A 24,067-nucleotide genomic window follows, 5' to 3' on the forward strand; every position below is an offset into this window, starting at 1 on the left:
GGACACCGGGTGTCGTTTGTGATGTCAGGTCAGCAGGGGACGTCCATGTCGGCCGGTGAGCCGGACGCGACGAAGCCGAACAGCTCCTTGGTCTGGCCCGCCGCGACGGAGGCGTTCCAGCCGACGTCCTTGGCGGTGACGTTGGCTCCGGACGTGGTCAGCGTGGCGTTCCAGCTGCTCGTGACCGACTGGCCCGAGGGCCAGGTCCACTTCACGGTCCAGCCGTTGACCGCCTGGGCGGCGGTCATCGAGACCTTGCCCTGCCAGCCGCCGTTCCAGGTGCTGACGACATCGATGTGGACGGTGCAGCTCCCGCCGGGTCCGCCGGTGGTGGGGTTCGCGGTCGGGCTCGTCGGGCCGGTGGTCGGCGTGGTCGGCGGGTCGGTCGGCTCGACCTGGCCGGGCCAGCCGCTGCCGGCGTTGTTGGCGAGCTGGTAGGCCAGGTCGGGGATGAACTGGCCGGCCGATCCGGCGCAGCCGTCGGCCTCGCCGGGGAGCTTGACCCACAGGTACGCGTCGATGCCCGCGACGCCGGTCGACGTGGTCGGGAACTTGCCGATCGCGCGGCCGGGCGGGTCGCACCAGTCGTTGGGGTTGGGCGGGTTGAGCGGCCCGTTGCCGTTGCGGCTGGTGTCGATGACCACGCCCTTGTCGGACCCGACGATGCCGCGGATCTGCTGCGCGTAGGCGGTGGCCTCGTCGGTGGTGCGGTAGTTGGAGACGTTGAGCGCGAAGCCGTCCGCGTACTGGATGCCCGCGGCCTGGAGGCGCCTTCCGGCTTCGGCGGCGGTCAGCCAGGCCGAGTTCCCGGCGTCGAGGTAGACCTTCGCGGCCGGGTCGGCGGCGTTGAGCTTCTGCGCCGCGTAGGCGAGCGAGGCGTTGATCTCGGCGCGCTGGGAGGAGTTGTGGCAGTCCTGCGCGAGCACGTCGGGCTCGATGACGATGTACGCGGGCCCGTCGATCTCGTTGGCGATCTGGTCGATCCAGCCGCGGTACGAGGCGTGGTCGGGCGCGCCGCCGCCGGAGTGGCCGCCGCAGTCGCGGTTGGGGATGCCGTAGACGACCATGGTCGGGGCGGCCCCGGCAGCGGCCGCGCCGTCGACGACGGCGGCGACCTGCGCGGCGATCCCGCCGGTCGGATTGTACTGGGTGAACCAGGTGCCCGCGGGGGTCTCGGCGATCCGGTCGCGGATCATGGCCGCGCGCGAGTCGTTCGGGTTCTGGGAGACCCAGCGGGCGGCCCCCGTGTTCGGGTTCGTCCACAGTGCTTGTGCCTGGGCGGTGACTGGGTCCTCCTGCGCGCCCGCGGTGGGGCTGAGCATGAGGCCCGCGCTGAGCGCGGCGGCAACGGCGGTGGCCGCTCCCGCGACGATCGCCGCGAGGCGCTGTCGTCGTTTCATCTGGTGCTCCTTGGGTCTGTCGTGCCGGTCAACCCGGGGAAATATTTACCCCTATCTATGCATGGTAGCGCTTCCAAATCGATGAGTTTCGCTGCCCCACCCGAAAAAATCAGGCCCCCTCCCGCGACCGGTTCGCACCGGGACGCGGGAGGAGGCCTGCGAGCTGGAGTGTTATCGGTTGCCGGTCTTGCGAAGCAGCGCAAGGAACATCGCGTCGGTGCCGTGGCGGTGGGGCCACAGCTGCGCGAAGTCGCCGCGCGCGGAGCCGGGCACCTTCTTGTGCAGCCACTCGGGACGGACGAGCTCCGCTCCCCCGGCCTTGAGCACGGACTCGACGACCTCTTCAGTCTCGGCGATCACCGGGGAGCAGGTCACGTACGCGACGATCCCGCCCGGCCGGGCAAGGCGCAGGCCCGAGGCGAGCAGTTCGCGCTGCAGCGGCACGAGGTCGTCGATGTCGCTGCGCTGCTTGCGCCAGCGGGCCTCCGGACGGCGGCGCAGCGCGCCGAGGCCGGAGCACGGGGCGTCCACGAGGACCCGGTCGGCGGAGTTCGCCTTCCCGAAGGTGCGGCCGTCGCCGGTGTGGACGGTGACGGGCAGGCCGCGCGCGGCCTTGGAGACGAGTTCGGCGCGGTGCGGCTGGATCTCGACGGCGTCGAGGGTCGCGTCCCGTTGCGCCGCAAGGGCGCCGAGGAGTCCGGTCTTGCCGCCCGGTCCGGCGCACAGGTCGATCCAGGCCGTGTCGGCGCCTTCGAGCGGGGTCTCGGCGAGCTGGACGGCCACGAGCTGGCTGCCCTCGTCCTGGACGTGCGCGAGCCCGGTGGCGACGGCCCTGATCCGGCCGGGGTCGCCGCTGGGCAGGTACACCGCGTACGGGGACCACTGGCCGTGCTCGCCGCCGCGCGTCTCGCGCGACAGGTCGCCCTTGGTGATGCGGCCGGGCTTGGCGCACAGGTGGACCGGCGGGGCCACGTTGTCGGCCGCCAGCGCGGGCGGCAGCTCGTCGGGGCCGACGACGGCTTCGAACTCGGCGGAGATCCACTGCGGGTGGGCGTAGCGCAGGGAGAGGTCGTGGAGGCGGTCGCCGGTGGCGAGCTCGGTGGTCCACTCCTCGAGGTCCTTCGCGGCGACCTTGCGCAGCACGGCGTTCGCGAGGCCGGAGACGCGCGGCGAGACGGCGGCCTTGACGAGGCTGACGGTGGTGGCGACGGCCGCGTGCGGGGGGATGCGCATGTACAGGAGCTGGTAGGCGCCGAGGCAGAGGGCGTCGACGAGGTCCTGCTGGAGCTGGCGCACGTCGCGGCCGGAGGCGGCGGCGAGGATCGCTTCGAGGGTGCCGAGGCTGCGGAGCGTGCCGTAGGTGAGCTCGGTGGCGAGGGCGGCGTCGCGGCCGGTGTTGTCGGTCTCGGCGAGCATGCGCGGGAGCACGAGGTTGGCGTAGGCGTTGTCGGCGGTGACGGCGCTGATCGCGTCGAAGGCGACGCGGCGCGGGTTCACCTTCGGGCGGTCGCTCTCCTCGCCGCTCACGCGGGGGCTGCGTCGTCTCTTCTTGTCGCTCATGCGAACACCGGGCTCTCGGTCTGGAGGCCGCGGCCCCATGCGGCGGCGTCCATGGGCTTCTTCCCGGCGGGCTGGACCTGGTCGAGGAGGACCGGGTCGGTCGCCGTGCCGACGTGGACGGTTTTCTTGGCGAGGGCGATCTGGCCGGGGGCGAGGTGCGGGCCGTCGGGGTCGGGGCGGACGGGTCCGAGGCGCAGGCGTTCACCGTCGTACTCGGTCCAGGCCCCGGGGGCGGGGGTGACGGCGCGGATGCGGCGGTCGACGGCGAAGGCCGGGTCGGTCCAGCGGACGCGGGCGTCGTCGACGGTGATCTTGGGGGCGTAGGAGACGCCGTCCTCGGGCTGGGGTTCGCCGTAGATGGTGCCCGCCTCGAGGGCGTCGACGACGTCGACGGTGAGGCGGGCGCCGGCGAGGGCGAGGCGGCCGAGGAGGTCGCCGGAGGTGTCGGCGGGCTCGATGGGTTCGGTGAGGCGGCCGTAGACGGGGCCGGTGTCGAGGCCTGCTTCGAGCTGGAAGACGCACGCGCCGGTCATCTGGTCGCCGTTGAGGACGGCGTGCTGCACGGGGGCGGCGCCGCGCCAGGCGGGCAGGAGCGAGAAGTGCAGGTTGATCCAGCCGAGGCGCGGGATCTCCAGGGCTGCGGGCGGCACGAGCGCGCCGTAGGCGACGACGGGGACGAGGTCGGCGTCGAGTTCGCGCAGGCGCTCGAGGAACTCGGGCTCGCGGGGTTTCGCGGGGGTGAGCACTTCGACGCCGTGCTCGTCGGCCCAGGCGGCGACGGGCGAGCGGGAGACCTTGCGGCCGCGTCCGGTGCGCGCGTCGGGGCGGGTCAGGACGGCCGCGAGTTCGTGGTCGGACGCGTGGAGGGCCGCGAGGGTCGGCAGTGCGACCTCCGGGGTCCCGGCGAAGACGATCCTCATCGTTTGAAGAACACACCCTTGGAGTCGTGGGGGGTGACTTTGACTTTGACGTCTTCGTTGTACCAGTCCTGGGACTGGATCTCGGCCATCGCGGCCTTGCGGCGGTCGGAGTCGAGGCGGTCGATGAAGATGATGCCGTCGAGGTGGTCGGTCTCGTGCTGGAGGCAGCGGGCCATGAGGCCGGTGCCGACGATCTGGAGGGGGTCGCCGTATTCGTTGAAGCCCTTGGCGACGACGTTCTGGCGGCGCACGGTGTCGAAGTAGAGCCCGGGGAGGGAGAGGCAGCCTTCGGGGCCGTCCTGCTCCTCTTCGTCGGGGAATTCGAGGACGGGGTTGACGATGTGGCCGATGACGTCGTCGACGTCGAAGGAGAAGACGCGCTTGCTGACCCCGAGCTGCGGGGCGGCGAGCCCGGCGCCGCCTTCGTCGCGCATGGTGTCGAGCAGGTCCTTCACGAGGCCCCGCAGTTCCTTGTCGAAGGTGTCGACTTCCTCGGCCGCGGTGCGCAGGACCGGGTCGCCGAAGATGCGGATGGGCTGGATCGACAATGTGCTGACCTTCCGATGCGTGTACTGGCCGTCCACCAGTGTCCCACCCGCCGGGGGCTCTGCGTGAGCGGTCGGCGGCGGGTGTGGTGCGGGCCGGGGCCGCCGGGCCCGGCCCGGCACCGCGGCGGCACCGGACTCGGCGGCTCTTTCGGCGGCGAGCATGAGCGCGGCGACGAGGCTGGCGGTGACGCACAGGAGGAGGACGACCAGGGGGAGCGGCACGTCGGCGTTGAGGAGTGCCATGGTTCAGGCCTGCTTCGGCCGCATCGGGGCGCGGGCGAGGAGTGCCCAGGCGAAGAGCGCGAACGCGAGCGCGACGACGAGGTCGAGGTAGGGCAGGAGCGCGTAGAGGTCGACCATGGGGTACTGGAAGACCGTGCCGTCCTCGCCGCCGCTCTGCAGGCCGAAGAGGTTCATCGCGGCGTAGTAGGCGAGCTGGCGGTAGAACACGGCGGAGACCAGGACCGCGCAGACGGCCGCGCCGACCCAGCGGTTCGCGAACCTGAGCATGACCGCTCCGGTGGCGGTGCCGACCGCGAAGTAGAGGATGGGGATGACGGCCGATTCCAGGGGCGTGAGTCCGTAGAACCCGACATGGACGCCTTCGGCCTGGAACGGGGAGAGGTCGAGGGCGAGGACCGCGAGCTGGGTGAGAGCCGCCGTGGCCAGGACCGTGGCGGCGCCGAACAGCGCGAAGCCGGTCAGGAACTCCTTGCGGGTCATGCCGTTCGTGATCGCGGCGGGGTAGGCGCGGGCGAGGCGGAGCCAGCCGATGGCGATCATCGCGACGGGGATCGCCTGGATGACCCCGTAGGCCATTTCGGAGTCGCCGCCTTGGACGGCCCGGATCGCCGCCGAGGCGACGGCGAGGACGATGAAGGCGGCGACGAGGGCGAGGCCGAAGGTCCGCGCGGTCGCGATCGCGAGGACTGCGGCGAACCGGTACTTGCGTTGGGCGAGAACGTGGGTCATGGTCAGGCCTGCTTTGCTCGGACGGGGACGTCGCGCAGTACGGCGACGGTCGCGGCGATGAGGGCGGCGGTGAGGGCGAGCCCGGCGGCGGCCGAGGCGACCGTGGACCAGCCCGGGTCGAACCAGGCGTCGTTGAACTCGAGGTAGAGGGTCGCGGCGTAGAGCGCGCCGGTGCCGAAGAGCGCGGCGGCGGTGAACCGGCTGTCGCCGCTGAAGCGGGTGGCGAGTGCGGCGATGAGCGTGCCCGCGAAGAAGTAGATGGGCGTGATGGCGAGGTAGCGGACGCCGGAGCCGACGGCTTCGCCGAGTCCGGAGGGCGGCTCGTCGACGAGGGCCATGAGGGCGTGCTCGGCGGCGAAGCCGGCGACGAGGTAGGCGGCGAGGCCGACCGTGCTCAGGGCGCCGAAGACGAGGTAGGCGACGGTGATCTCGCGGCGGGTGCAGCCGCGCGAGATCCACACGGGCAGGTTGGCGAAGAGCATCACCCCGGCGGTGCCGGCGGCGAACCACTGCAGGACTGCGGCGGTGATCGACCAGAGTCCGACTTCGAAGACGTCGGCGAACAGCGCGGCGATCACGGGGACGAGGACGATGCCGGCGAGGAGCCACCACTTGAGCCAGGTGGTGGCCCCGGTGAAGAGTCGCCAGCCGAACCGGTAGCGGCGGTGCGCGAGTGCGGTCATGGTTCAGGCCTTCTTTGCGCGGAGCGGGATGTCGATGAGGATGCGGTGTGCGGCGACCGCGAGGGCGGCAGCGGCGAGGACGATCCCGACGAGGACGGGGGCGCGGCCCCAGTCGTCGATGAACCGGGTGAACACGCCCGCCCAGGCCGGGCCGAACGGCTCGGTGTCGGCGACCGCGTTGTCGAGGCTGAAGACCACCGGCAGGATCGGGACGAGCAGCAGCCAGCCGGTGTTCTCCCAGCGGTAGGAGGCGGCGCCGATGACGGCTCCAGCGGCGAAGTAGACGAGGTACATGAGCGGGTAGAGGGCGGCGAACGCGGCGGTCTCGCCCCAGGAGCCGATCGCGGTGACCGTGTCGTTGGCGTCGACGCCCTGGGTCCAGCCCATCGCGTCGTAGTAGACGCGTTCGGCGAGGAGCCCGGCGACGACGATCGCGCCGATCGCCGCCGACCACAGGACGCCGAAGACGCCCATCGAGACGCTGAGCTCACGGCGGGTCATGCCCGCCGCGATCATGTTGGGCACCAGGGTGAAGAGAAACCCGCCGCTGACGAACGCGGTGAACCACTTGGCGACGTTGGCGGTGTAGAACCAGGTCGAGAGGTCGATGTCGTTGTAGCGGGAGAGCGCGAGCGGCCCGAGGAAGGCGATGATCACGGCCGCGATGATCCAGTACTTGAAGTACTTCAGGCCCTCCCAGGCGATGCCGGCGCCGAAGGCGTACTGGCGGCTGGAGAGTGAGAGGTGCTGCAGGTCAGGCATGGTCAGGCTCCGTTCCGGCTCGGTTCGGTGAGGTGGATGAAGAGGTCCTGGAGGCCGACGGGGCCGATCTCGAGCCCGGCCGCGGCGGCGCGTTCGCGCGCGCCGGGTCCGAGGGCCGCGACGGTGAGGCTCTTGGTGCCGCCGAGCTGCTGTTCGGCGAGGACCTCCAGGCCCGCGGCGACCTCGTCGACGGCGGCGGCCGGGCCGGTGAGGGTGGCGCCCATGCCCTGGAAGACCTCGACCTCCTCGTGGCGGAGGATGCGTCCCCTGTCGACGATGATGACCTCTTCGAGGTAGTTGGCGACCTCGTCGATGAGGTGGGTAGAGAGGATGACGGTGTGGGGCCGCTCCATGTACTCGGCGAGGAGCTCCTTGTAGAACGCGTCCCGGGTGGGGGCGTCCATGCCGAGGTGGACCTCGTCGAACATGGTGAGCTCGGCGCGGGCGGCGAGGCCGCAGACGGCCGCGAGGACGGAGCGCTTGCCTCGGGAGAGCTCGCGGATCCGCTTCTTCAGCGGCAGTTCGAAGCGCTCGGCGAGCTTGTGGGCGTAGGCGGTGTCGAAGCCGGGGCGGATCTGGCCGGTCTCGATGGCGGCCTTGACGGTGTCGGAGTCGTCGAAGTCGCCGCCTTCGCGAATGAGGGCGACGCGGGAGACGATCGCCGCGTTCTCCCACACCGGTTCGCCGCCGACAAGGATCTCGCCGCTGGTGGGCTTGCGGAAGGCGGCCAGCAGGCTGAGGAGGCTGGTCTTGCCGGCGCCGTTGCGGCCAAGCAGGCCGTAGATCTTGCCGGCCTCGAGTTCGAGGTTGACGTCGGCGAGCGCGTCGGTGTCGCGGTACTTCAGCGTGACGTCGCGGAGTGTCGCGGAGAAGCTCATGTGCGGGCGCCTTTCTGGGCTTCGAGGTAGTCGATGATGTCGGTGAGAGAGATGCCGGCCTGGCGGGCCTCTTGGACGAGCGGGGCCAGGACGCGTTCGAAGAACCGCTCGCGGAAGTCGGCGGCGAGCCTTTCGCGGGCGTCGTCGGCGACGAACATGCCGACCCCGCGCTGCTTGTAGAGGACGCCCTCGTCGACCAGTTCCCGGAACGCCTTCTGCGCCGTGGCCGGGTTGATCTGGTAGAAGGCGGCGTACTGGTTGGTCGACATGACCTTGCCTCCCGGTTCGAGCGAGCCGTTCATGATCTCGGCCTTGATCTGATCGGCGATCTGCCGATAGATCGGTGTGCCGTCATCGAACATCTCGCCTCCTTCGGTCTAGTGCGAATTGGTTCGTTGGTTCAGAGGTTCATTACTTGACTAATGAACCATAGCACGACTGCGCCGAGGCGTGTCAACACGCGACAGCGGGGGACCCCGCGGACAAGGACGGCCTTGATAGTGAGAAGCGTTGCGGCGCTTGGGTTTTGCCGAGAATGAGAGCTACGGCATACGGGGGGCGACCGGGAGGGACGCGAGGCGGACGCGGAGGGTCGCGGCCTCGCGGTCGCGTCCGGCCGCGGCGGCCTGGGCGTAGGTGGCGAACCCTCGCGTCCAGGTGCGGCCGTCGCGCTCGGCGAACACGGCGGCCCGCTCGGCGCAGGACCGGGCGGCCTCCGCGTCCCCGAGGCCGTGGTGCGCGATCCCCAGATAGCCCGAGGAGACCGCCTGCTCGAACGCCTCGCCGCGCCGCTCGGCCGCCGCCAGCGCGGCGGTCTGGACCGCCAGCAGCTCGTCGGGGGCGTCGAGGCAGCGTTCGGCGAGGAGCCAGCCGAGCTGCCAGACCCGCAGGTCGGCCCCGAAACCCGCATTGGTGCGCAGGAGCCCGCGGAGGACGTCGTGCTCGGCGGCGAACCACTTGGCGGCGTCGGCGACCTTTTCGGCGCACGCGCCGGGCGCGGGCGTGCCTGGGTCGAAGCGGTGCGCCGCAAGGGGATCGGCGCGGTGCGCGGCGAACAGGTAGTGCTCCAGCATCCGCAGTGCGGCCGCCCGGCGTTCGACTTCGAGCACTTCGTCGACGAAGCATTCGGCGGCGTAGTCGCGCATCAGGCCGTGCACGCCGTAGCGGCCGACCGAGACGCGGTCGACCAGGTTGATCTCGGCGAGCGCGGCCAGCGCGCCGCGGGCGTCGGGGAGCGGCGCGCCCATGAGGCTGGCGAGGGCGGCCGGGGTGAGCGAGGGGCCGGGGTGGAGCGCGAAGAGGCAGAACGCGAGCGCGTCCCGCTCCCCCAGCAGCTGGTAGGAGCTGTCGAAGACGGCGCGCGGGTCGGCGGCGCGGTCGCCGGAGGTGAGGACGTTCAGGAGGTTCCCGGTGCTGGCGAGCCGGTCGGCGAGCGCGTCCAAAGTGATGGCGGGGTCGGCGGCCGACCAGGAGCCGACCAGGGTGAGCGCGAGCGGGAACCGGCCGCAGGCGGCGGCGATGCGGCCCACGGCCGCCTGGTCGTCGGCGGCGCGTTCGGGGCCGAGGCGCCGCGCCAGGAGCGCTTCGGAGTCGGCCTTGGAGAGCGGGCCGAGCGGCACGATCTCGGCGCCTTCGCTCATGTCGAGGCCGGTGAGGCGGTCGCGGCTGGTCACGATCGTGAACGAGCCGGGCGCGGTGGTCAGGAGCGGTCGGACGTGGGCGGCGTCGCGGGCGTTGTCGAGGACGATGAGGACGCGCCGCTGGGCGAGGATCGTGCGGTAGAGCCCGGCGCGTTCGTCGGGGCCGGACGGGAGGCGGGCGGCGGGGACGCCGAGGGCGGCGAGCGCTTCGCCGAGGACGTCCTCGGGACGCGCGCCGGGCGCGAACGGGTCGAAGCCGCGCAGGTTGAAGTACAGCTGCCCGTCGGGGAAGCGGTGGGCGACGCGGTGGGCCCAGGAGACGGCGAGCGCGGTCTTGCCGACCCCGCCCATGCCGGTGACGGCCGCGAGCCCGGCTTCGGCGCCGGCGTCCATGAGGAACCGGTCGAGGGCGCGGATCTCGGTCTCGCGGCCGGTGAAGCGGCGTGTGGTGCGCGGCAGCATCGCGGGGACGGCGGCGGCTATCGGCTCGGCCGGTTCGGGGGCGGCGGGCTCGCCGGGCTGGTCGCGCAGGATCGCGGTGTGGAGGTCGACGAGTTCGCGGTTGGGGTCGGCGCCGAGGGCGTCGGCGAGGCGTTCTTTCAAGGCGGCGAACGCGTCCAGGGCCTCGGCGGTGCGCCCGCACGCGTGGAGGGCCCGCATGAGCAGGCCGACGAGGCGCTGGCGGTCGTCGTGGACGGCGAGGACCTGCCGCAGTTCCTCGACGGCGGCCGGGGCGCGGCCGGAGTCGATGTCGGCGTCGATGCGCTGTTCGAGGAGGGTGAGGCGGTACTCGTCGAGGCGGCGGCCGATGGCTCCGGCGGCGCGGCCGGGCAGGTCGGCGAGGGCGGGGCCGCGCCATTCGGCGAGGGCGTCGCGCAGGAGCGCGGCGGCGGCGTCGTTCTCGCCTTCGCGGCGGAGCGTGCGGGCCTGGCGTTCTCTCGCTTTGCAGCGCAGCGTGTCGAGTTCGGTCTCGTCGACGCGGAAGCGGTAGGCGCGGCCGACGGTCTCGATGCGGTCGCGGGCGGCGCCGAGCTGACGGCGCAGGACGCCGACGGTGTTCTGGATCTGCGCTTCGGGGTCGAGCGGGAAGTCGTCGCCGTAGACGCCGGAGACGAGGCCGCTCATGGGGATCACGCGGCCGGGGTCGTCGAGCAGCAGCGCGAGGACGGTGGTGGCGTTGCCGCGCGGGAAGGACGCGGCCCGGCCGTCGACGCGGACTTCGAGGGGTCCGAGCAGGCGCACGTCGAGGGTCATGGCGTCGTCGCTTTCAGCACCGCGGTTCGGGGGAAGTCCATTCTCCCACAGTGCTGTGACACCAGTGCCGCCGTGAGGCATGGCGATTCGAGGGCGGATCCGTGGCGGCCGGGGCGAGGATGCGGGCAGCGACTGCGAACGAGCCGAGGAGGGTCCCGCATGGACCGGATCGCCATCCCTGAGGACTACGAGGACCGCCTGCGGGCGGCGTACACCGCGGCCGAGCGGCTGCCGGAGGGGCCGGTGCGCGACAACGCGCTGCGGGCCCTGGCCGGGGCGCCGACGCGCGAGCGGTTCGACGACGCGCGGGAGGCCGCCGCGAAGGCGGGCGCGATGGCGGCGGGCCTGATGACCGCCGGGTTCGACGGCACCGATCCGGGCCGGGTGGTGTGGCTGCGCCTGGACTACACGGGAAGGCTCGGGTCGCTCGCGGTGAGCCCCACGGTGGACCGGATGAGCGGGCGGGCGGTGGCGAAGGCGGTGCAGACCGCTTGGGACGCGGCCGAAGCGGCGCGGGCCGAGCACGTCATGCGCGCGGAGCGCACGGCGGCCGACCTGCTCGCGCGCTGCCAGGCGGACGCGCGCTCGGCGGACCTGCGGGAGTGGATCGAGCGCTCCCCGGAGCGGTTCACGAGCGAGGCGACGGACGACGACCTGTGCGAGGCGGAGGTGACGTTCGCGGGGCGGCTGACCGCGTTCCGGTTCCTGGTGCCGCACGCGACGGCCGACAGCGACCACGAGGCGCTCTCGGCGGCGGTGTCGGCCGCGATCGAACTGGCGCAGCGGCGGGCCTCCGACCGGCTGGCCGCGCTGTTCGAGGCCACATCGCGTTAGGACGCAAGGGGAACGGCCCGCCATCCGATCGGATGGCGGGCCGTTCGCGGTGGGTTTCCTAGGGTTTGCCGGTGTCCGGCAGTTCGAAGCCGGGGAGGGTGAACGGCGGGTCGTCCAGGGTCGGGAGCGGGGGCAGCTCGGGCTGCTTCGGCTGCTCCTCCGCGTAGTCGACGTAGGGGTTGCCTTCGTCGGTGCCGATCCCCCACACGTCGTCCTCGGGGTCCTCGGTCAGGAACGACTCGCGCTCGAACTCCTCGTCGGGGTTCGCGGCGCCGCGCGCGCCGGGCGCGCCGAGCAGGCCGCCGCCGAGGCCGGACCTGCCTCCCGTCCCGGGCGCTCCGGTGGCGGCGGCGCTTGCGGGCGCGGTGACGAGGCCGGTCCCGCCGGCCGGGCCGCCGGTCGTGCCGCCCGGCAGGTCGGGCGAGCCGATCCCGCCGCCGAGGCCGCCGCCGCCTCCGCCCGAGGCGAGGCCGCCGGACGGCGTCTCGGGGTCTTCGATGTCAGCGGGCTTCCACGGGTCGCCCAGGTCGGGGCTGGTGGGGACGTACGGGTCGGCGTTGAAATCGGGGACCTCCGGCTGGACCGGGCTCCCGGGGTCGTACCCGGGGATCTCGCCGGGTTGGGTCGGGTCCGGCTGCGTGGCCTCGGGCTGCTCGTTGCCGGGTCGCTCCGGGTCCTGGTCCGGCTGCTCCTCGCGCTTGTCCTCGTCCTTGTCCTTGTTCTCGTCCTGGTCTTCCTTGTCCTTCTCGCCGTCGTCCTTCTCCTTGTCCTTGTCGTCGTCCTTGCCGTCCTTGTCCTTCTCGTCCTTCTCGTCTTTGCCCGAGTCCTTGTCGGCCTTGACGTCGGCGCGCCGCTCCTCCTTCTCGGCCTTCGCGTCGGCGGGCTCGTCCGGCGGCACCGGCGGGCAGATCGTCGGCCCGGGCCCCTTGTCCTCCAACGGCTCCAGGGCCTCACCGGCGGCGGTCAGCGCGGTCCCGGTCGCGACGTCGGTCGCGGTCAGCACCGCCAGACCCGTCGAGAGCAGCGCGGTGCCCTCGTCGGCGCGGGCCTGGAACATCGCCTGGAGGACCGGCCCGAAGGGCCCGGCGGCCGCGATCGCCGCCCAGTGCACGGGCCCCAGCTCCACCTTCGGCGCGGGCTGTACGACGAACCCGGCGCCCTTGTAGGCCGCGTCGGCGGCCTTCAACTGCTCCACCTGCGAGACCATCGCCGAACCGCCCGTGCTCAGCAGCTCCGAGGCCTCGCCGACCTTCGACGCGACCTCGTCCACATGCTCGTCCACAATGTTCACGTCGTCGTTGAACGCGGTGTTCGCGGTGTCCTGCCAGCCGTCGTTGATGCGGGTCACGGCGGAGTCGTACTCGGCGCGGTGGTCGGTCAGGTCGTTCCCGGCCGCGCCCATCTCCGAGGCGCAGTCGACGAACGCGGTCGGGTCGGCGGCCAGCGCCTCCTCGTATGCGGGCATGACTCCTCCTACTGCTCGCGGCGGACGGGGATGCGGCGCTGGAGGGCGCGGAACCGGCCGCGGACCTCCTGGTCGCACGATTCGAGCTCGTCGGCGCTGCCGGTCACCTGCTCGCCCTGCCACTGGACGCGGCGCTCGACCCCGGCGGTGACCGCGTCGAACTTCCCGTGCCAGCCCACCCCGGCGTCGCCGGTGACGAACCCGCCGTTGCTCGAAGCGGCTGACTCGGCGGGCGCCTGCACCCGGTCGGAGGCCAGCTTGGCCTTCGGCGCGAGCGCCTGCAGGTCGCCGCCGCCGCCGCGCACCTGCTCCACTTCCATGTACACCTCGTCCACGCTGCTCCTCCTTCGCTCCGGCGCTCCTAGCAATGTGCACCAGCCCGCCACGGACCCGCCCTTTCCCGGTTGGGGCGAAGTCATGGCGAATCCAGAGCGGCCCGGTCTTCCATGGGACGCACCAGGAACCAACCCAGGGAGGTGCACCGGCATGAGCGACGGAGGACTGATCGAGGGCTCGGCCCCCAGCGGCGACTCGGGGTCGGAGTTCGTCCACGTCTTCGAGGCCGATTCGGGTGTGGACGGCGCGGCCTCCTACGAGGAGGCGAGCCTCGTCTACGAGGACGCCGCCGCCTACGACACCACCTCGTACACCGGGATGGAGACGGCGACCGCGAGCTCCACGATCGCCTTCGGCGACACCGCCGACCTGGAGACGGCCGGGGCCGAGCGCGCCGGCTGCACGGCGGGCGCCTGCCCGCACCCGGTCGCGCACCCGGCCGAGACCGACTGGGAACAGCTGGCCTCGGCCGTCCCGGTCGAAGGGCAGCTCGGCAGGTTCAAGCCGTTCTGCGAGGGCATGTCCTACCCGACCGAGGACGACTTCCGGGCGGCCGTGAGCGCGGTGCGCCCGATCGATCCCGACTCGTTCTCGCTGCAGCGCCTGCGCACCGGCTGGAACGAGGAGGTCGCGGCCGTCGTCGGCGAATGGCCCGCCCGCATCAAGACGAAGCTGACGGCGCTCTCGACCGGTTGGGCCGGAACGGACTTCGACGCGTTCGCCGACCAGACCGACCAGGCCCGCGCCCTCCTCGAAGGCGTCCTCGACGACATCGAGGCGGCCGCGCAGGAGCTCAAGCACCGCGAAGAGGCGATCTACACGCTCCAAGGCGGCGACTCCGGCGAGATCCCCTACCCCGCGCCGCTGGTCGGCGCCGACGGCGAGTGGACGAACCTGGTCGCCATCCACGTGCGGCCCGCATGGTGGCACGGCGACTGCATCCAGATGACCTGCGACGAGGCGGAGAAAGCGCTCGAACTGGGCGGCGCCGACCCGGCGCTCGCGGCCGAAGTGCGGTCGTTCATCGAGCAGAAGGCGGGCGAGACGGCCTCCACGGTCGTCGGGGCCGCCGCCTCGCAGGCGCGGCTGACGGCGGGCGAGGAGGCCAAGACGAGCTTCGGTTCACGCATCACCGCCGAGCTCGCGGCGTACACCGAGCGGCAGGCCGCGATCGACGAGTCGATCGGCGAGAAGCGCACCGGCCAGAGCGAGCAGCTGGAGTCGCTCCAGACCGCGGGCGCGGACCGGCCGTACCCCGACAGCGCGGACGCGGCCTACATGGACCTCGAGCCGCCGGTGATGGAGCAGCCCGCGCCGCCGGTGCCGCCCCAGACCACGCAGGACCCGACGCCGCTGCCGCCCGGCGGGGACGGGACAGTCGCGGCGACCGAGACGGCGGCCGAGACCGCCGCCGACCCATGGGAGACGGAGGCGGCGTCCGAAGAGGCCTCGGGTGGTCTGGCCAGCGGCGGCGGGTTCGGCGGCGGCTACGGAGGGGGCTTCGGCGGCGGAACCGTCCCCGGTTCGGCTCCCGCACCGGTCGGCGGCGCGACGGGCGGCGGGTTCGGCCCGGCCATGCCCGGCTCGTTCGGCACGGCCGGGGCGGCGGGCGCCGCCCCGCCAGGCGGGTCCGGCGGCGGCGCGGGCGGGTCCCGGACCGCGATGGTCGGCGGCGCACCCCAGCAGCAGCAACAGCAGGCGGCCGAGGCCCGCAAGCGAAAAGGAAAGTCCGATGAGGACGAAGAAGCGGAGGAAGAGGACCTCACCTTCCGCGAGACCGACTTCGCCTGGGGCTACGTCAGGCCCGGCGACGACCCCTACAGCTAGCGAGGAGACGCGCGATGGCAGACGAGCGGGTGTTCGACCCCGAAGCGATCGAGGAGTACCGGCTGTTCCTGCTGGAACTGCTCGACGCACTGGAGAACCAGGTCATCCCGGTGCTGGGCACCGGGACCCTGAGCCGGGCCCCGGCGTTCGGGACCGCGCCCGGCGCGGCCGAGAACGCCGCGGGCCAGTACCTGGAGTTCCACGCCGCCACCTGGCGGAACCTCCAATACCTGCGGGGGACGCTGCACGGCATGGAGTCCGCGCTGGCCGTGGTCGCGGCGAGCGGCGGCGAGGCCGATGAGGAGTCGACCGCGGGTCTCGCGGCCACCGAGTCCGACCTGGCCGCGCCGACCGCGGAGCCGACGGCCGACCAGAGCACGGCCGGCGTGGTCCTCACTGCCGAGGCCTTCACCATCGAGGGCACCGGTTCCGGTGGGGCCGCGGTGTTCACCGCTTAGGAGGCGTCCGGCCCCGCGCACTCGGGGCCGGACGCCGTGTCAGACGAGTCCGCCTTCGTAGGCGGCGATGACGGCCTGGGTGCGGTCGCGGACGCCGAGTTTCGTGTAGACGCCGCTGAGGTGCGTCTTGACGGTCTCGCGGCCGAGGAACAGCTCCGCGGCGATCTCCTGGTTCGAGAGCCCCTTCGCGGCGAGCACGAGGACCTCGCGCTCGCGTTCGCTGAGGTCGCCGATGCCCTTGGGGGCCTTGCGGGTCGGGGCGGCCGAGGCGAGGCGGCGGACGGCTTCGGGGAACAGGAGCGCGTCGGTGCGGGCCACGAGCCGGACGGCCGCGAGGAGGTCTTCGACGCGGGTGCGCTTGAGCAGGAACCCGTCGGCTCCGGCGCGCAGGGCCTGCCACACGTAGTCGTCGTTGTCGAAGGTGGTGACGACGAGGATCTTCGGAGGCGCGGCGAGCTCGGCGACGATCCGCTCCGTCGCCTGGATGCCGTCTACTGTGGGCATCCGGACGTCCATGAGGAGGACGTCGGCCTTGCCGGAGCGGGCGATGGCGAGCGCGTCGATCCCGTCGGCGCCCTGGGCGACGACCTCGAGGTCGGGTTCGGCGCCGATGATCGCGGCGAACCCGGTGCGGATCAGGGCCTCGTCGTCGATCAGCGCGATGCGCAGCGGTGCGGTCATTCCCGACCTTTCTGGTCGATCGGTACGGCGGCGCGGACGGTCCATTCGCCCGCGCCCCAGTCGGTTCCGGCGGTGCCGCCGAGGACTTCGGCGCGCTCGGCCATGCCGATGAGGCCCCGGCCGCCGGGCCTGCCGCGCGGGCGTCGCGCGGCCGGGCTGGTCACCGTGACGGCGGCTTCGGCGGGCCCGATGTCGACGGTGACGGCGGCGCGCGGCTCGTCGGCGTGGCGCAGCACGTTGGTGAGCGCCTCCTGGACGATCCGGTAGATCTCGCGGGAGGCCAAGCGGCCCAGCGTCTCCGGGTCGCCGGTGAGGCGCAGGTCGACCGCGACGCCCGACTCCTTGACGAGGGCCGAGAGGTCGCACAGGTCGCGCTGCGGGGCGCGGGAGCCTTCCCGGTCCTCGCGCAGGGCCCCGATCACGGCATCGAGTTCGGCCAGCGCGCCGCGGGCGGTCTCGCCGACGGCGGCCATGGCCTCGGCGGCGAACGCGGGGTCGCGGGCGATGAGCCGCGAGGCGGCCTCGGACTGGACGACGACCACAGAGAGGGCGTGGCCGACGGAGTCGTGGAGTTCGCGGGCGATGCGGTTGCGGGCGGCGAGGCGGGCGGCCTCGGCGCGGGAGGCGGCGAGGCGGTCGCTCGCGCCCTGGCCGAGGAGCTTCGGCGCGAAGGCCCGCATGGCGGCGGTGACGGCCGCGACGAGCGCGATGAGGGCGGCCAGGCACAGCGGGCCGGTGAGCAGGCCCCACTCGACGAACCAGCCGTCGTACCAGCTGGGGGCGGTGTCGAGGCCGGTGAGGGCGTAGCGGAAGCCGTAGTAGAGCAGGAAGCCGACGAAGGGGACGAGGGCGAGGGTGATGCCGCTGAGGACGCCGCCGATCGCGGCGTGGAGGGTGAACCAGCAGCCGGTGCGCCAGCGGGAGTTCCAGGAGTCGTCGTCGGCGGGCGAGGCGAACTCGGCGCCGAGGAGGCGGCGGGCGGCCGTGCGCTCGACCTCGCGGTCGGGCAGGAGCAGGGAGGCGGCGGCGACGAGCGGGAGGACGGCGGCGAACACGACCGGTTCGATGACGCCGTTGAAGCCGCTGCCGGGCTCGACGTAGTTGTAGCCGGTGGCGCCGACCATCATGAACGGCATCATGAGCGCGCCGCCGAGGATCGCCCAGACCCAGCCGCGGTAGGTGGCGCGGGACCAGAGCGGGGCGAGGAGGCGCATGGGGCCATTGTGCCAGCGGCTGTTCACGGCTCCAGTCTCACAGGCGCGGGGGCGGGCGGCTTCCCTCCGGGGCGGGGCCCCGGTCCCCCGCGCGGGGGACCGGGCTGCCCGGTTTCGGCGCTATTTGCCTTCGTAGGCGTCTTTGAGCCCTTGGAGGTCGATCTTCTTCATCGGGTACATGGCCTGGACGGCGCGCACGGCGCCCTCCTTGTCGGGGCCGCCGACGTACTGGTCGGCCTCGGTGGGCCAGACCTGCCAGTTGACGCCCCACTTGTCGGCGATCCAGCCGCACTGGATCTCGCTGCCGCCGTTGGCGAGGAACGCGTCCCAGAGGCGGTCGACCTCCGCCTGCGAGTCGCAGTTGACCAGCAGCGACATGGCGTGGTCGTGCTTGGCGGAGTCGTCGCCGTTGATGGCGGTGAACGACTGCCCGGCGAGGTCGAAGTTGACGACCATGGCGTCGCCGACCTTGCCGTGGGCGTCCTCGACGTACGGGATGGTGCTGGTGATCTTGGCGTCCTCGAAGAGGGAGACGTACCATTCGACGGCCGCTTCGGCCGCGTTGTCCTGGTACCAGATGTTGGTGACGATCTTCTGCATGGCGGTTTCGTCCTTCCGAGCGGATCCGAGCTGTGCTGCCTTGATATGGCGATTGCATCAGTTGAGACGAGGCGGCGCGCCGAAACTCATCGCTTCGCCGCGGGATCGGGCTACGTTCGGTCCATGGTGCAGAGCGACGCGGCGACCGTGGACCAGTACCTGGCGGAGCTCCCCGAGGACCGCAGGCCGGTGATGACCGCGATCCGGGACGTGTGCCGGGCGGCGATGCCGGGGTTCGACGAGGTCATGGCCTACGGCATGCCCGCGTTCGAGCGGGGGGACGACGGGATCGCGTTCGCGTCGCAGAAGCGGTACATCTCGTTCTACGTGCTGCGCACGGACGTGCGGGACGCCTTCGCCGAGCGTCTCGCGGGCCACGACATGGGCAAGGGCTGCCTGCGGTTCTCCAGGCCCGAGAAGGTGGACCTGGAGCTGATCCGCGACCTCGCGGCGGCGACGGCCGCGACGCCGGGCGCGATCTGCTGAGGGCGTCCCGGCCGCCCCGTGTCAGGGCGGCCGGGAGGCTCGGGCCGACGACAGCACGGGTCGGCCCGGGTTCCCTGGAAGGAACAGCCTGGAAGGGACTGTCGGTCCGGGAGGCCCACGGCTTCCGGGTGGGTTCCAGTGGACCACCGGATCACTGTGGGCGGCAACGGTTGCGGGTGTCCCGGTACGTCCCGGACGGGACGGGCGGGCACGCGTGGTCCTCGGTAGACTCAGTGATGTGCGTCATTCCCTCGATGGCCTTGACCCCTCCGCCGCCGGTTCGGCGCCCCAGATGGTCGCCCTGCTCCGCGAACTGCGCGCCGCTTCGGGCCTGAGCATCCGCGAGGTCAGCCGCCGCGCCCGCGACCACGGCGACTGGCTCCCCACCTCCACACTCGCCGCCGTGCTCAACCGCGACACGCTCCCGCGCTCCGAGGTGGTCGCCGCGCTCGTGCGCGCCTGCGGCGGCGACGAGGCTACTGTGGACACTTGGCTGGCGCAGTGCTCCCGGATCGCCGCCTCCGACGTGGCCGACGCCGGGCAGGTCCCCCGCCAGCTCCCGCCCGCCCCGCACGCCTTCACCGGCCGCGAGCGCGAACTGCGCCTCATCGGCGAGCACACCCGCGAGACCGCGCCCCGCGCCGTCGTCGTCGCCGGATCGGCCGGGATCGGCAAGACCGCGCTCGTCCTCCACTGGGCGCACCGGACGCTCGACGACTACCCCGACGGGCAGCTGTACGTCGACCTCCGCGGCTTCTCCGGCGCCGACCCGCTCGCGCCCTCCCCAGTGCTGCAGCGGTTCCTGACCGCGCTCGGCACGGACGCCGACGAGATCCCGCCGGACGCCGACGAGCGCGCCGCGATGTACCGCTCGCTCCTGAGCCACCGCCGCGTCCTCGTCGTCCTCGACAACGCCCGCAGCCCCGAGCAGCTGCGCGACCTCCTCCCCGGCACCGGAGGCTCCGCCGCCCTCATCACCGCCAGGACCGTCCTGTTCGGACTCACTGCGACGCACGGCGTCCCGCACCTCCGCCTCGCGCCGCTCGCCCGTGAGGAGTCCATGGACCTCCTCGGGGCCATGGTCGGACGCGACCGCGTCAGTACCGACCCGCAAGCCGCCCGCGGGCTCGCCGCCGCCTGCGGCGACCTCCCCCTCGCCCTGCGCCTCGCCGCCAGCCAGAGCCTCGCCCACCCCGACCAGGCACTCGCCGACCTCCGCGACCGCATCGCCAGCGCGCCCCTCGCCCACCTCGACCTCCCCGGCGACGAAGCCGCCGGGCTCCGCTCCTGCCTCGACCTCACCCGCGACAGCCTCGCCCCCGCCGAACGCCAGGTGCTCAACGCCATCGGACTCCACCCCGCCACCGAGTTCGAGCCCTCCGGCATCGCCGCCCTCACCGGCACCACCGCGACCGAGGCCGCCGCCGCGCTCCACCGCCTCGCCGAAGTCCACCTCGCCGAGTCCGCCGGCGACGGCCGCTGGAGCGTCCACGACCTCGTCCGCGCCTACGCCCGCGAACAGGCCGAGGACCACCCCGACCGGGACGCGGCCCTGCGCCGCCTCTACGACTGGCACCTCGCCTCCGTCGCCGGAACCTGGCAGGTCCTGTTCGGACTCGAACCAGAGACCGTCCCGGAGACCGCCGTCCCCGCAACGGCCTTCGCCACCCCGGAAGCCGCCCTCACCTGGCTCGACACCCGCCACGGCGCACTCACCGAGACCATCCGCCACGCCGCCGCGAGCGGCCGCCACTGGCACGTCAGCCGCCTCGCCTCCGCACTCTGGCGCTTCCAGTACCTCCGCGGCCTCCGCACCGAAGCCCTCGACTGCCTCGCCCTCGCCCTCGCCGCCGACCGCGCCGAGGGCGACCGGCACCACGAGGCCGCCGTCCACTACCAGATCGGCAGCACCCACCGCGCCATCGGCGCCCTCGACGACGCCGAACACCACCTCGCCGAGTCCCGCGCCCTCGCCGCCGAACTCGGCGACCGCAACCGCGAACTCGTCGCCCTCGCCGCCCTCGGCTGGTGCCACAGCCAGCGCTGGAACCTCGCCGAAGCCCGCCGGTGCGCCGTCGAGGTCGCCGAAGGCTTCCGCGACCTCGGCGACGAGGACCGCGAGGCCAACGCCCTCGACGACCTCGCCCACCTCGACCTCCTCGTCGGCGACAACGCGAACGCCCGGACCGGGTTCGAGAAGTCCGTCAAGACCTTCGCCGACAACGGCTGGAACCAGAACCTCGGCGCCGCCCTCGCCGGCCTCGCCCGCCTGCGCCTGCGCGACCACGACCCCCACGCCGCCGCCGAACTCCTCGAGAAGGCCCTCCTCGCCTACCAGGACTCCGGCGACGAATACGGCCAGGCGTTCATCCGCAGCCGCTTCGCCTACGCCCGCGCCCACCAGGGCCTCCACGACCAGGCCAGAGCGCTCGCCGCGCACGCCCTCGACGCCACGGCCGCCGCCGACAGCATGGAACTGCGCCTCGAAGTCCTCAACAACACCGGCTTCACCTACAACGTCGTCGGCGACCACGACACCGCCGAACGCCTCCACCGCGAAGCCCTCGACCTCGCCGAAGCCGCCCCCGACCCCTACGAGGAGGCCCGCGCCAACCACGGCCTAGGCAACTCCCTCGCCGCGCAGGGCGACGACGACGCCGCCCGCACCCACTGGGCCCGGGCCCTGCGGCTGCACGACTCGATCGGCACCTACGGGCGCGCCGAAGTCGCCGAGCTCCTCGGCAAGCGCGCCCAGAGCGGACCCGCATAAGGCGAAAGCCCTGCTATACATGGACGGTGAGCGCAGAACACCCCGGCCGCCTCCGCACTGCCATCGCCGCCGTCATGTACCGCATGCAGGCCTTCACCGTGGTCGGCTACATGGGCGTCGCGTCCTTCATCGGCGTCGAGGCGCTCATCGTGCTCCTCGGCTTCACCACGGTCCTGCCGATCGCGATCCCGTTCGTCCTCATCGTCCTCGGCCTCGCCTACCTCTTCCGCCAGCGCCTCCGCGACCTGTGGACCCGCGCCCGGCCCCGCCGCGGCGAAGCCGAGTAGCCGCGAGCCGGGACCCCTCCCGGTCAGCCACTGCGACAATCGAAGTCCCCTGACGTGAAGGACCCCGACATGTCCCAGGACGAACCCCGCCCGGCAGAGCCCGAACCGGCACCGGCACCGGCACCGGCACCGGCCGAACCCGCGCCCGACGCCCCGGCCGACCCGGCCGACCCGGCCGACGACACGCCCGCCGCCGCCCCCGAATCCCCGGCAGGGCCGCCGCCCCAGTACATCCCACCGGGGCCGAACTACTACCCGTACCCGCCGAAGCCCGGCACCAACGGCTACGCGGTCGCCGCGCTCGTCGTCGGCATCGTCGGCCTGTGCCTGTGCTTCGGCTTCCTGGGCATCGTCTTCGGCAACATCGCCCGACGCCAGATCGAAGAGACCGGCCAGGCCGGAGCGGGCCTGGCGACCGCGGGCATCGTCCTCGGCTGGATCGCCGTCGCCTGGATCGCGGTCCGCATCATCATGATCGCCTCCGTCGGCAGCATCGACGGCTACTGAACCCGTTCGGGCTCAAGCGATCTCGCGCGGGTCGATCTGGATCCTCACCTGCTCGGCCTTCGCCAGCGACCGTTCGGCGGTGGCTTTGGCGAGCACGCTCGCGAGGGCCGCGCCGTCCCGGCGGCGCACCCGCAGCAGCAGCCGCTCCGAATGCTCGTCGACCGGGATCGGCCCGATGACCTCGGCCCCCAGGCCGGACGGCAGGTTCGCCGCGATCTTCTCGGCCTCCCCGTTCGGCCCCGTCAACGCAGCGAACTTCATGACCGGAGGGAACCCCAGCTCCGCCCGCTCCGCGAGCTCCTGCCCCGCGAACCAGCCCGCGTCCCAGCGGATCAGCGCCTGCACCACCGGCAGGCCGCCGTCAGCGGTGACCACGGCCGTGCCCGTCGGCGCGCACAGCGCCACCGCGTTCATCCAGATCCGAAGCGCCTCTTCAGAAGCGGTCAACTCCGCCCGGGTCAGCTGCGCCCATGTGTCCAGCAGGAGCACCGCGCCGTAGCCCTGCGGCGCGTCCGGCTCGACCCCCGGCGTCGACACGACGATCCGGCGTCCCTCCGGGATCGCGCCGATCCGCTCCGACGCGTTCGACTCGACCACCTCGACACCGGGGAAGGCGCTCGCAATCTCTTCGGCGGTCCTCGCCGCGCCGATCACCACCGCGCGGATCTGCGGCGACCCGCACTCCTGGCATCGGTGGTGCTCGTCGACCCGCCCGCACCAGGTGCACACCGGCGGGCGGCGCGGACCCGTGAGCCGCAGCGGCCCAGTGCACTCCGGGCACTGGGCGCGGGTGCGGCAGCGCTGGCACGACACGGCGGGGACGTACCCGCGGCGCGGCACCTGCAGCAGGACCGGCAGGTCGGCGTTGAGCGCCCGCCGGGCCGCTTCCCAAGCGACCGTGGGCAACCGAGCAGTGGAACTCGACGGGTCGGCGGACAGGTCCGCGTCGTCGCCGATCGGCACCACCCGCGGCGAGGCCTCACGGAGCGCGGCGCGCTGCCCGGGAGCCGAATGGGCCCAACCGGTCTCGACCAGCAGCTGCGCCTGCGGCGTGCGGGAGAACCCGCCGACGACGCACGCGGCCCCGGCCAGTTCGGCCCGGGTCAGCAGCACTTCACGCGCGTGCGGATGCGGGGCGTGCAGGCTGACGAGGTTCTTGTCCCCGTCGTCCCAGACGGCCACCAGCCCCAGGCGTTCCACGGGAGCGAGCATCGCGACCTGCGTCCCGGCCACGACCCGCACCTCGCCACGGAGGGCCTTGAGGAAGGAGCGGTAGCGCGGCGTCGGACCCATCGCGTTCGACAGCGTCACATGGCGATCAGGCCCGAGCACGGCGGTCAGCGCCGCGTCCAGTCGCTCCAGGTCGTACTGGTCCGGGACCACGAGCAGCGCCCCGCGTCCGGCCGCCGCGGCCGTCGCGGCCGCCTCCGCGAGCCGGGTCGCCCAGTCCTCCCCCGGGACTGCGTTCCACACGATCCTCGGCGACTTCCCTTCACGCACCGCCCGCAGGAATGCCTCGCCGTTGATATATCTACCCCAGAGAGCGTTCGCGGGCGCGTCCACTTCCAGCGCCTCGCCGACCGGCTCCTTCTCGACCCGGATCTTCCGCTCCGGCAACGCGAGCCGCAGCACGTCCGCGAGGTTCCCCGCGTACCGCTCCGCGACCCGCCGCGCCGCGGCCGCCACCTCGGCGCTGAGCACCGGCCCCGGCGGGACCACTTCGAGGACCGGCAGGATCTTCCCCGGGAACTCGGTCCGCTCCCGCAGCTCCATCACCGTGGCCTTGAGCTTGCGCCCGCTGAACCGCACCGCGACCCGGCAGCCCGGGCGCACCTCGTCGAGCAGTTCCACCGGAACCCGGTAGTCGAAAAGCTGGTTGAGCTGCGGCAACGGGTGGTCTACGCAGACCGCTGCGTATCGTGCCGGGGACTCGTCCATCGCATAAAAATACCGGGCCCCGCCGACAGTCGGCGGGGCCCGGCGGT

Annotated in this window: 23 protein-coding genes; 7 read left to right on the forward strand and 16 right to left on the reverse strand. The window is 72.8% G+C overall.

Going from position 1 to position 24,067, the window contains the following annotated elements:
• Window positions 1–29: 29 nt before the first annotated feature.
• From ACGGCP_RS16505 to ACGGCP_RS16550, 10 genes are all read right to left on the reverse strand, one after another.
• Entirely contained in the window at window positions 30–1,400 is a 1,371-nt protein-coding gene (locus tag ACGGCP_RS16505) for a glycoside hydrolase family 6 protein (RefSeq protein WP_392966904.1), read from the reverse strand.
• Window positions 1,401–1,571: 171 nt separating this feature from the next.
• Window positions 1,572–2,999: an RsmB/NOP family class I SAM-dependent RNA methyltransferase gene (locus ACGGCP_RS16510; protein WP_392966906.1), complete on the reverse strand. Its 1,428-nt coding sequence runs from the start codon at window positions 2,997–2,999 to the stop codon at window positions 1,572–1,574.
• Window positions 2,957–3,880 carry a methionyl-tRNA formyltransferase gene (fmt, locus tag ACGGCP_RS16515; RefSeq protein ID WP_392966908.1) on the reverse strand — a complete coding sequence of 308 codons (924 nt, stop codon included), beginning with the start codon at window positions 3,878–3,880 and terminating at the stop codon, window positions 2,957–2,959. The genes ACGGCP_RS16510 and fmt overlap by 43 nt, the downstream gene beginning before the upstream one ends.
• Entirely contained in the window at window positions 3,877–4,428 is a 552-nt protein-coding gene (gene def / locus ACGGCP_RS16520; RefSeq protein WP_392967286.1) for a peptide deformylase, read from the reverse strand. Before def ends, fmt begins: the two co-directional genes overlap by 4 nt.
• A gap of 246 nt (window positions 4,429–4,674) precedes the next feature.
• Entirely contained in the window at window positions 4,675–5,400 is a 726-nt protein-coding gene (locus ACGGCP_RS16525; protein ID WP_392966910.1) for a hypothetical protein, read from the reverse strand.
• A 2-nt stretch (window positions 5,401–5,402) separates the two neighbouring features.
• Window positions 5,403–6,083, reverse strand: a complete 681-nt coding sequence (locus tag ACGGCP_RS16530; protein ID WP_392966912.1) for a hypothetical protein — start codon at window positions 6,081–6,083, stop codon at window positions 5,403–5,405.
• A gap of 3 nt (window positions 6,084–6,086) precedes the next feature.
• Window positions 6,087–6,845: a hypothetical protein gene (locus ACGGCP_RS16535; RefSeq protein ID WP_392966914.1), complete on the reverse strand. Its 759-nt coding sequence runs from the start codon at window positions 6,843–6,845 to the stop codon at window positions 6,087–6,089.
• A gap of 2 nt (window positions 6,846–6,847) precedes the next feature.
• Window positions 6,848–7,723 (reverse strand): ATP-binding cassette domain-containing protein, encoded by an 876-nt coding sequence (locus ACGGCP_RS16540; RefSeq protein ID WP_392966916.1) that lies wholly within the window; start codon window positions 7,721–7,723, stop codon window positions 6,848–6,850.
• Window positions 7,720–8,085 (reverse strand): GntR family transcriptional regulator, encoded by a 366-nt coding sequence (locus ACGGCP_RS16545; RefSeq protein ID WP_392966918.1) that lies wholly within the window; start codon window positions 8,083–8,085, stop codon window positions 7,720–7,722. Before ACGGCP_RS16545 ends, ACGGCP_RS16540 begins: the two co-directional genes overlap by 4 nt.
• Before the next feature lie 180 nt (window positions 8,086–8,265).
• Window positions 8,266–10,617, reverse strand: a complete 2,352-nt coding sequence (locus ACGGCP_RS16550) for a BTAD domain-containing putative transcriptional regulator (protein ID WP_392966920.1) — start codon at window positions 10,615–10,617, stop codon at window positions 8,266–8,268.
• Between the two features lie 159 nt (window positions 10,618–10,776).
• Here ACGGCP_RS16550 and ACGGCP_RS16555 point away from each other — a divergent pair, with 159 nt between their 5' ends.
• Window positions 10,777–11,451, forward strand: a complete 675-nt coding sequence (locus ACGGCP_RS16555; protein WP_392966922.1) for a hypothetical protein — start codon at window positions 10,777–10,779, stop codon at window positions 11,449–11,451.
• 58 nt (window positions 11,452–11,509) lie between these two features.
• Here the strand turns inward: ACGGCP_RS16555 and ACGGCP_RS16560 are convergent, their stop codons facing one another.
• Together ACGGCP_RS16560 and ACGGCP_RS16565 are read right to left on the reverse strand one after the other, a co-directional pair.
• Window positions 11,510–12,916, reverse strand: a complete 1,407-nt coding sequence (locus ACGGCP_RS16560; RefSeq protein WP_392966924.1) for a WXG100 family type VII secretion target — start codon at window positions 12,914–12,916, stop codon at window positions 11,510–11,512.
• Window positions 12,917–12,924: 8 nt separating this feature from the next.
• A complete protein-coding gene (locus tag ACGGCP_RS16565) occupies window positions 12,925–13,251 on the reverse strand; it encodes a hypothetical protein (protein ID WP_392966925.1) in 327 nt (108 codons plus the stop codon).
• Between the two features lie 151 nt (window positions 13,252–13,402).
• Between ACGGCP_RS16565 and ACGGCP_RS16570 the strand changes: the two genes are divergently transcribed.
• Window positions 13,403–15,079 carry a hypothetical protein gene (locus tag ACGGCP_RS16570; RefSeq protein ID WP_392966927.1) on the forward strand — a complete coding sequence of 559 codons (1,677 nt, stop codon included), beginning with the start codon at window positions 13,403–13,405 and terminating at the stop codon, window positions 15,077–15,079.
• A 14-nt stretch (window positions 15,080–15,093) separates the two neighbouring features.
• The gene (locus tag ACGGCP_RS16575; protein ID WP_392966929.1) at window positions 15,094–15,537 is read left to right on the forward strand and encodes a hypothetical protein; all 444 of its coding nucleotides are present in this window, start codon (window positions 15,094–15,096) and stop codon (window positions 15,535–15,537) included.
• 39 nt (window positions 15,538–15,576) lie between these two features.
• Here ACGGCP_RS16575 and ACGGCP_RS16580 read toward each other — a convergent pair whose 3' ends face one another.
• The 3 genes from ACGGCP_RS16580 to ACGGCP_RS16590 form a co-directional block, all read right to left on the reverse strand.
• Window positions 15,577–16,218, reverse strand: a complete 642-nt coding sequence (locus ACGGCP_RS16580; protein WP_392966931.1) for a response regulator — start codon at window positions 16,216–16,218, stop codon at window positions 15,577–15,579.
• Window positions 16,215–17,432: a sensor histidine kinase gene (locus tag ACGGCP_RS16585; RefSeq protein WP_392966933.1), complete on the reverse strand. Its 1,218-nt coding sequence runs from the start codon at window positions 17,430–17,432 to the stop codon at window positions 16,215–16,217. Before ACGGCP_RS16585 ends, ACGGCP_RS16580 begins: the two co-directional genes overlap by 4 nt.
• A gap of 120 nt (window positions 17,433–17,552) precedes the next feature.
• On the reverse strand, window positions 17,553–18,032 hold the full coding sequence (locus tag ACGGCP_RS16590; RefSeq protein ID WP_392966935.1) for a VOC family protein: 480 nt from the start codon (window positions 18,030–18,032) through the stop codon (window positions 17,553–17,555).
• 123 nt (window positions 18,033–18,155) lie between these two features.
• On the opposite strand from ACGGCP_RS16590, the gene ACGGCP_RS16595 reads away from it, so the two are divergent.
• From ACGGCP_RS16595 to ACGGCP_RS16610, 4 genes are all read left to right on the forward strand, one after another.
• Window positions 18,156–18,518 carry an iron chaperone gene (locus ACGGCP_RS16595; protein WP_392966937.1) on the forward strand — a complete coding sequence of 121 codons (363 nt, stop codon included), beginning with the start codon at window positions 18,156–18,158 and terminating at the stop codon, window positions 18,516–18,518.
• A gap of 238 nt (window positions 18,519–18,756) precedes the next feature.
• Window positions 18,757–21,288: an ATP-binding protein gene (locus ACGGCP_RS16600; protein WP_392966939.1), complete on the forward strand. Its 2,532-nt coding sequence runs from the start codon at window positions 18,757–18,759 to the stop codon at window positions 21,286–21,288.
• 26 nt (window positions 21,289–21,314) lie between these two features.
• A complete protein-coding gene (locus tag ACGGCP_RS16605; protein ID WP_392966941.1) occupies window positions 21,315–21,575 on the forward strand; it encodes a hypothetical protein in 261 nt (86 codons plus the stop codon).
• Between the two features lie 69 nt (window positions 21,576–21,644).
• On the forward strand, window positions 21,645–22,082 hold the full coding sequence (locus ACGGCP_RS16610) for a DUF4190 domain-containing protein (protein WP_392966943.1): 438 nt from the start codon (window positions 21,645–21,647) through the stop codon (window positions 22,080–22,082).
• A gap of 12 nt (window positions 22,083–22,094) precedes the next feature.
• On the opposite strand, the gene ACGGCP_RS16615 is transcribed toward ACGGCP_RS16610, so the two are convergent.
• Entirely contained in the window at window positions 22,095–24,020 is a 1,926-nt protein-coding gene (locus tag ACGGCP_RS16615) for a primosome assembly protein PriA (RefSeq protein WP_392966945.1), read from the reverse strand.
• Window positions 24,021–24,067 lie beyond the last annotated feature (47 nt).

This window comes from Glycomyces sp. NPDC048151, from assembly GCF_043202775.1.
In the GTDB taxonomy this organism is placed as follows: Bacteria; Actinomycetota; Actinomycetes; order Mycobacteriales; family Micromonosporaceae; genus Glycomyces.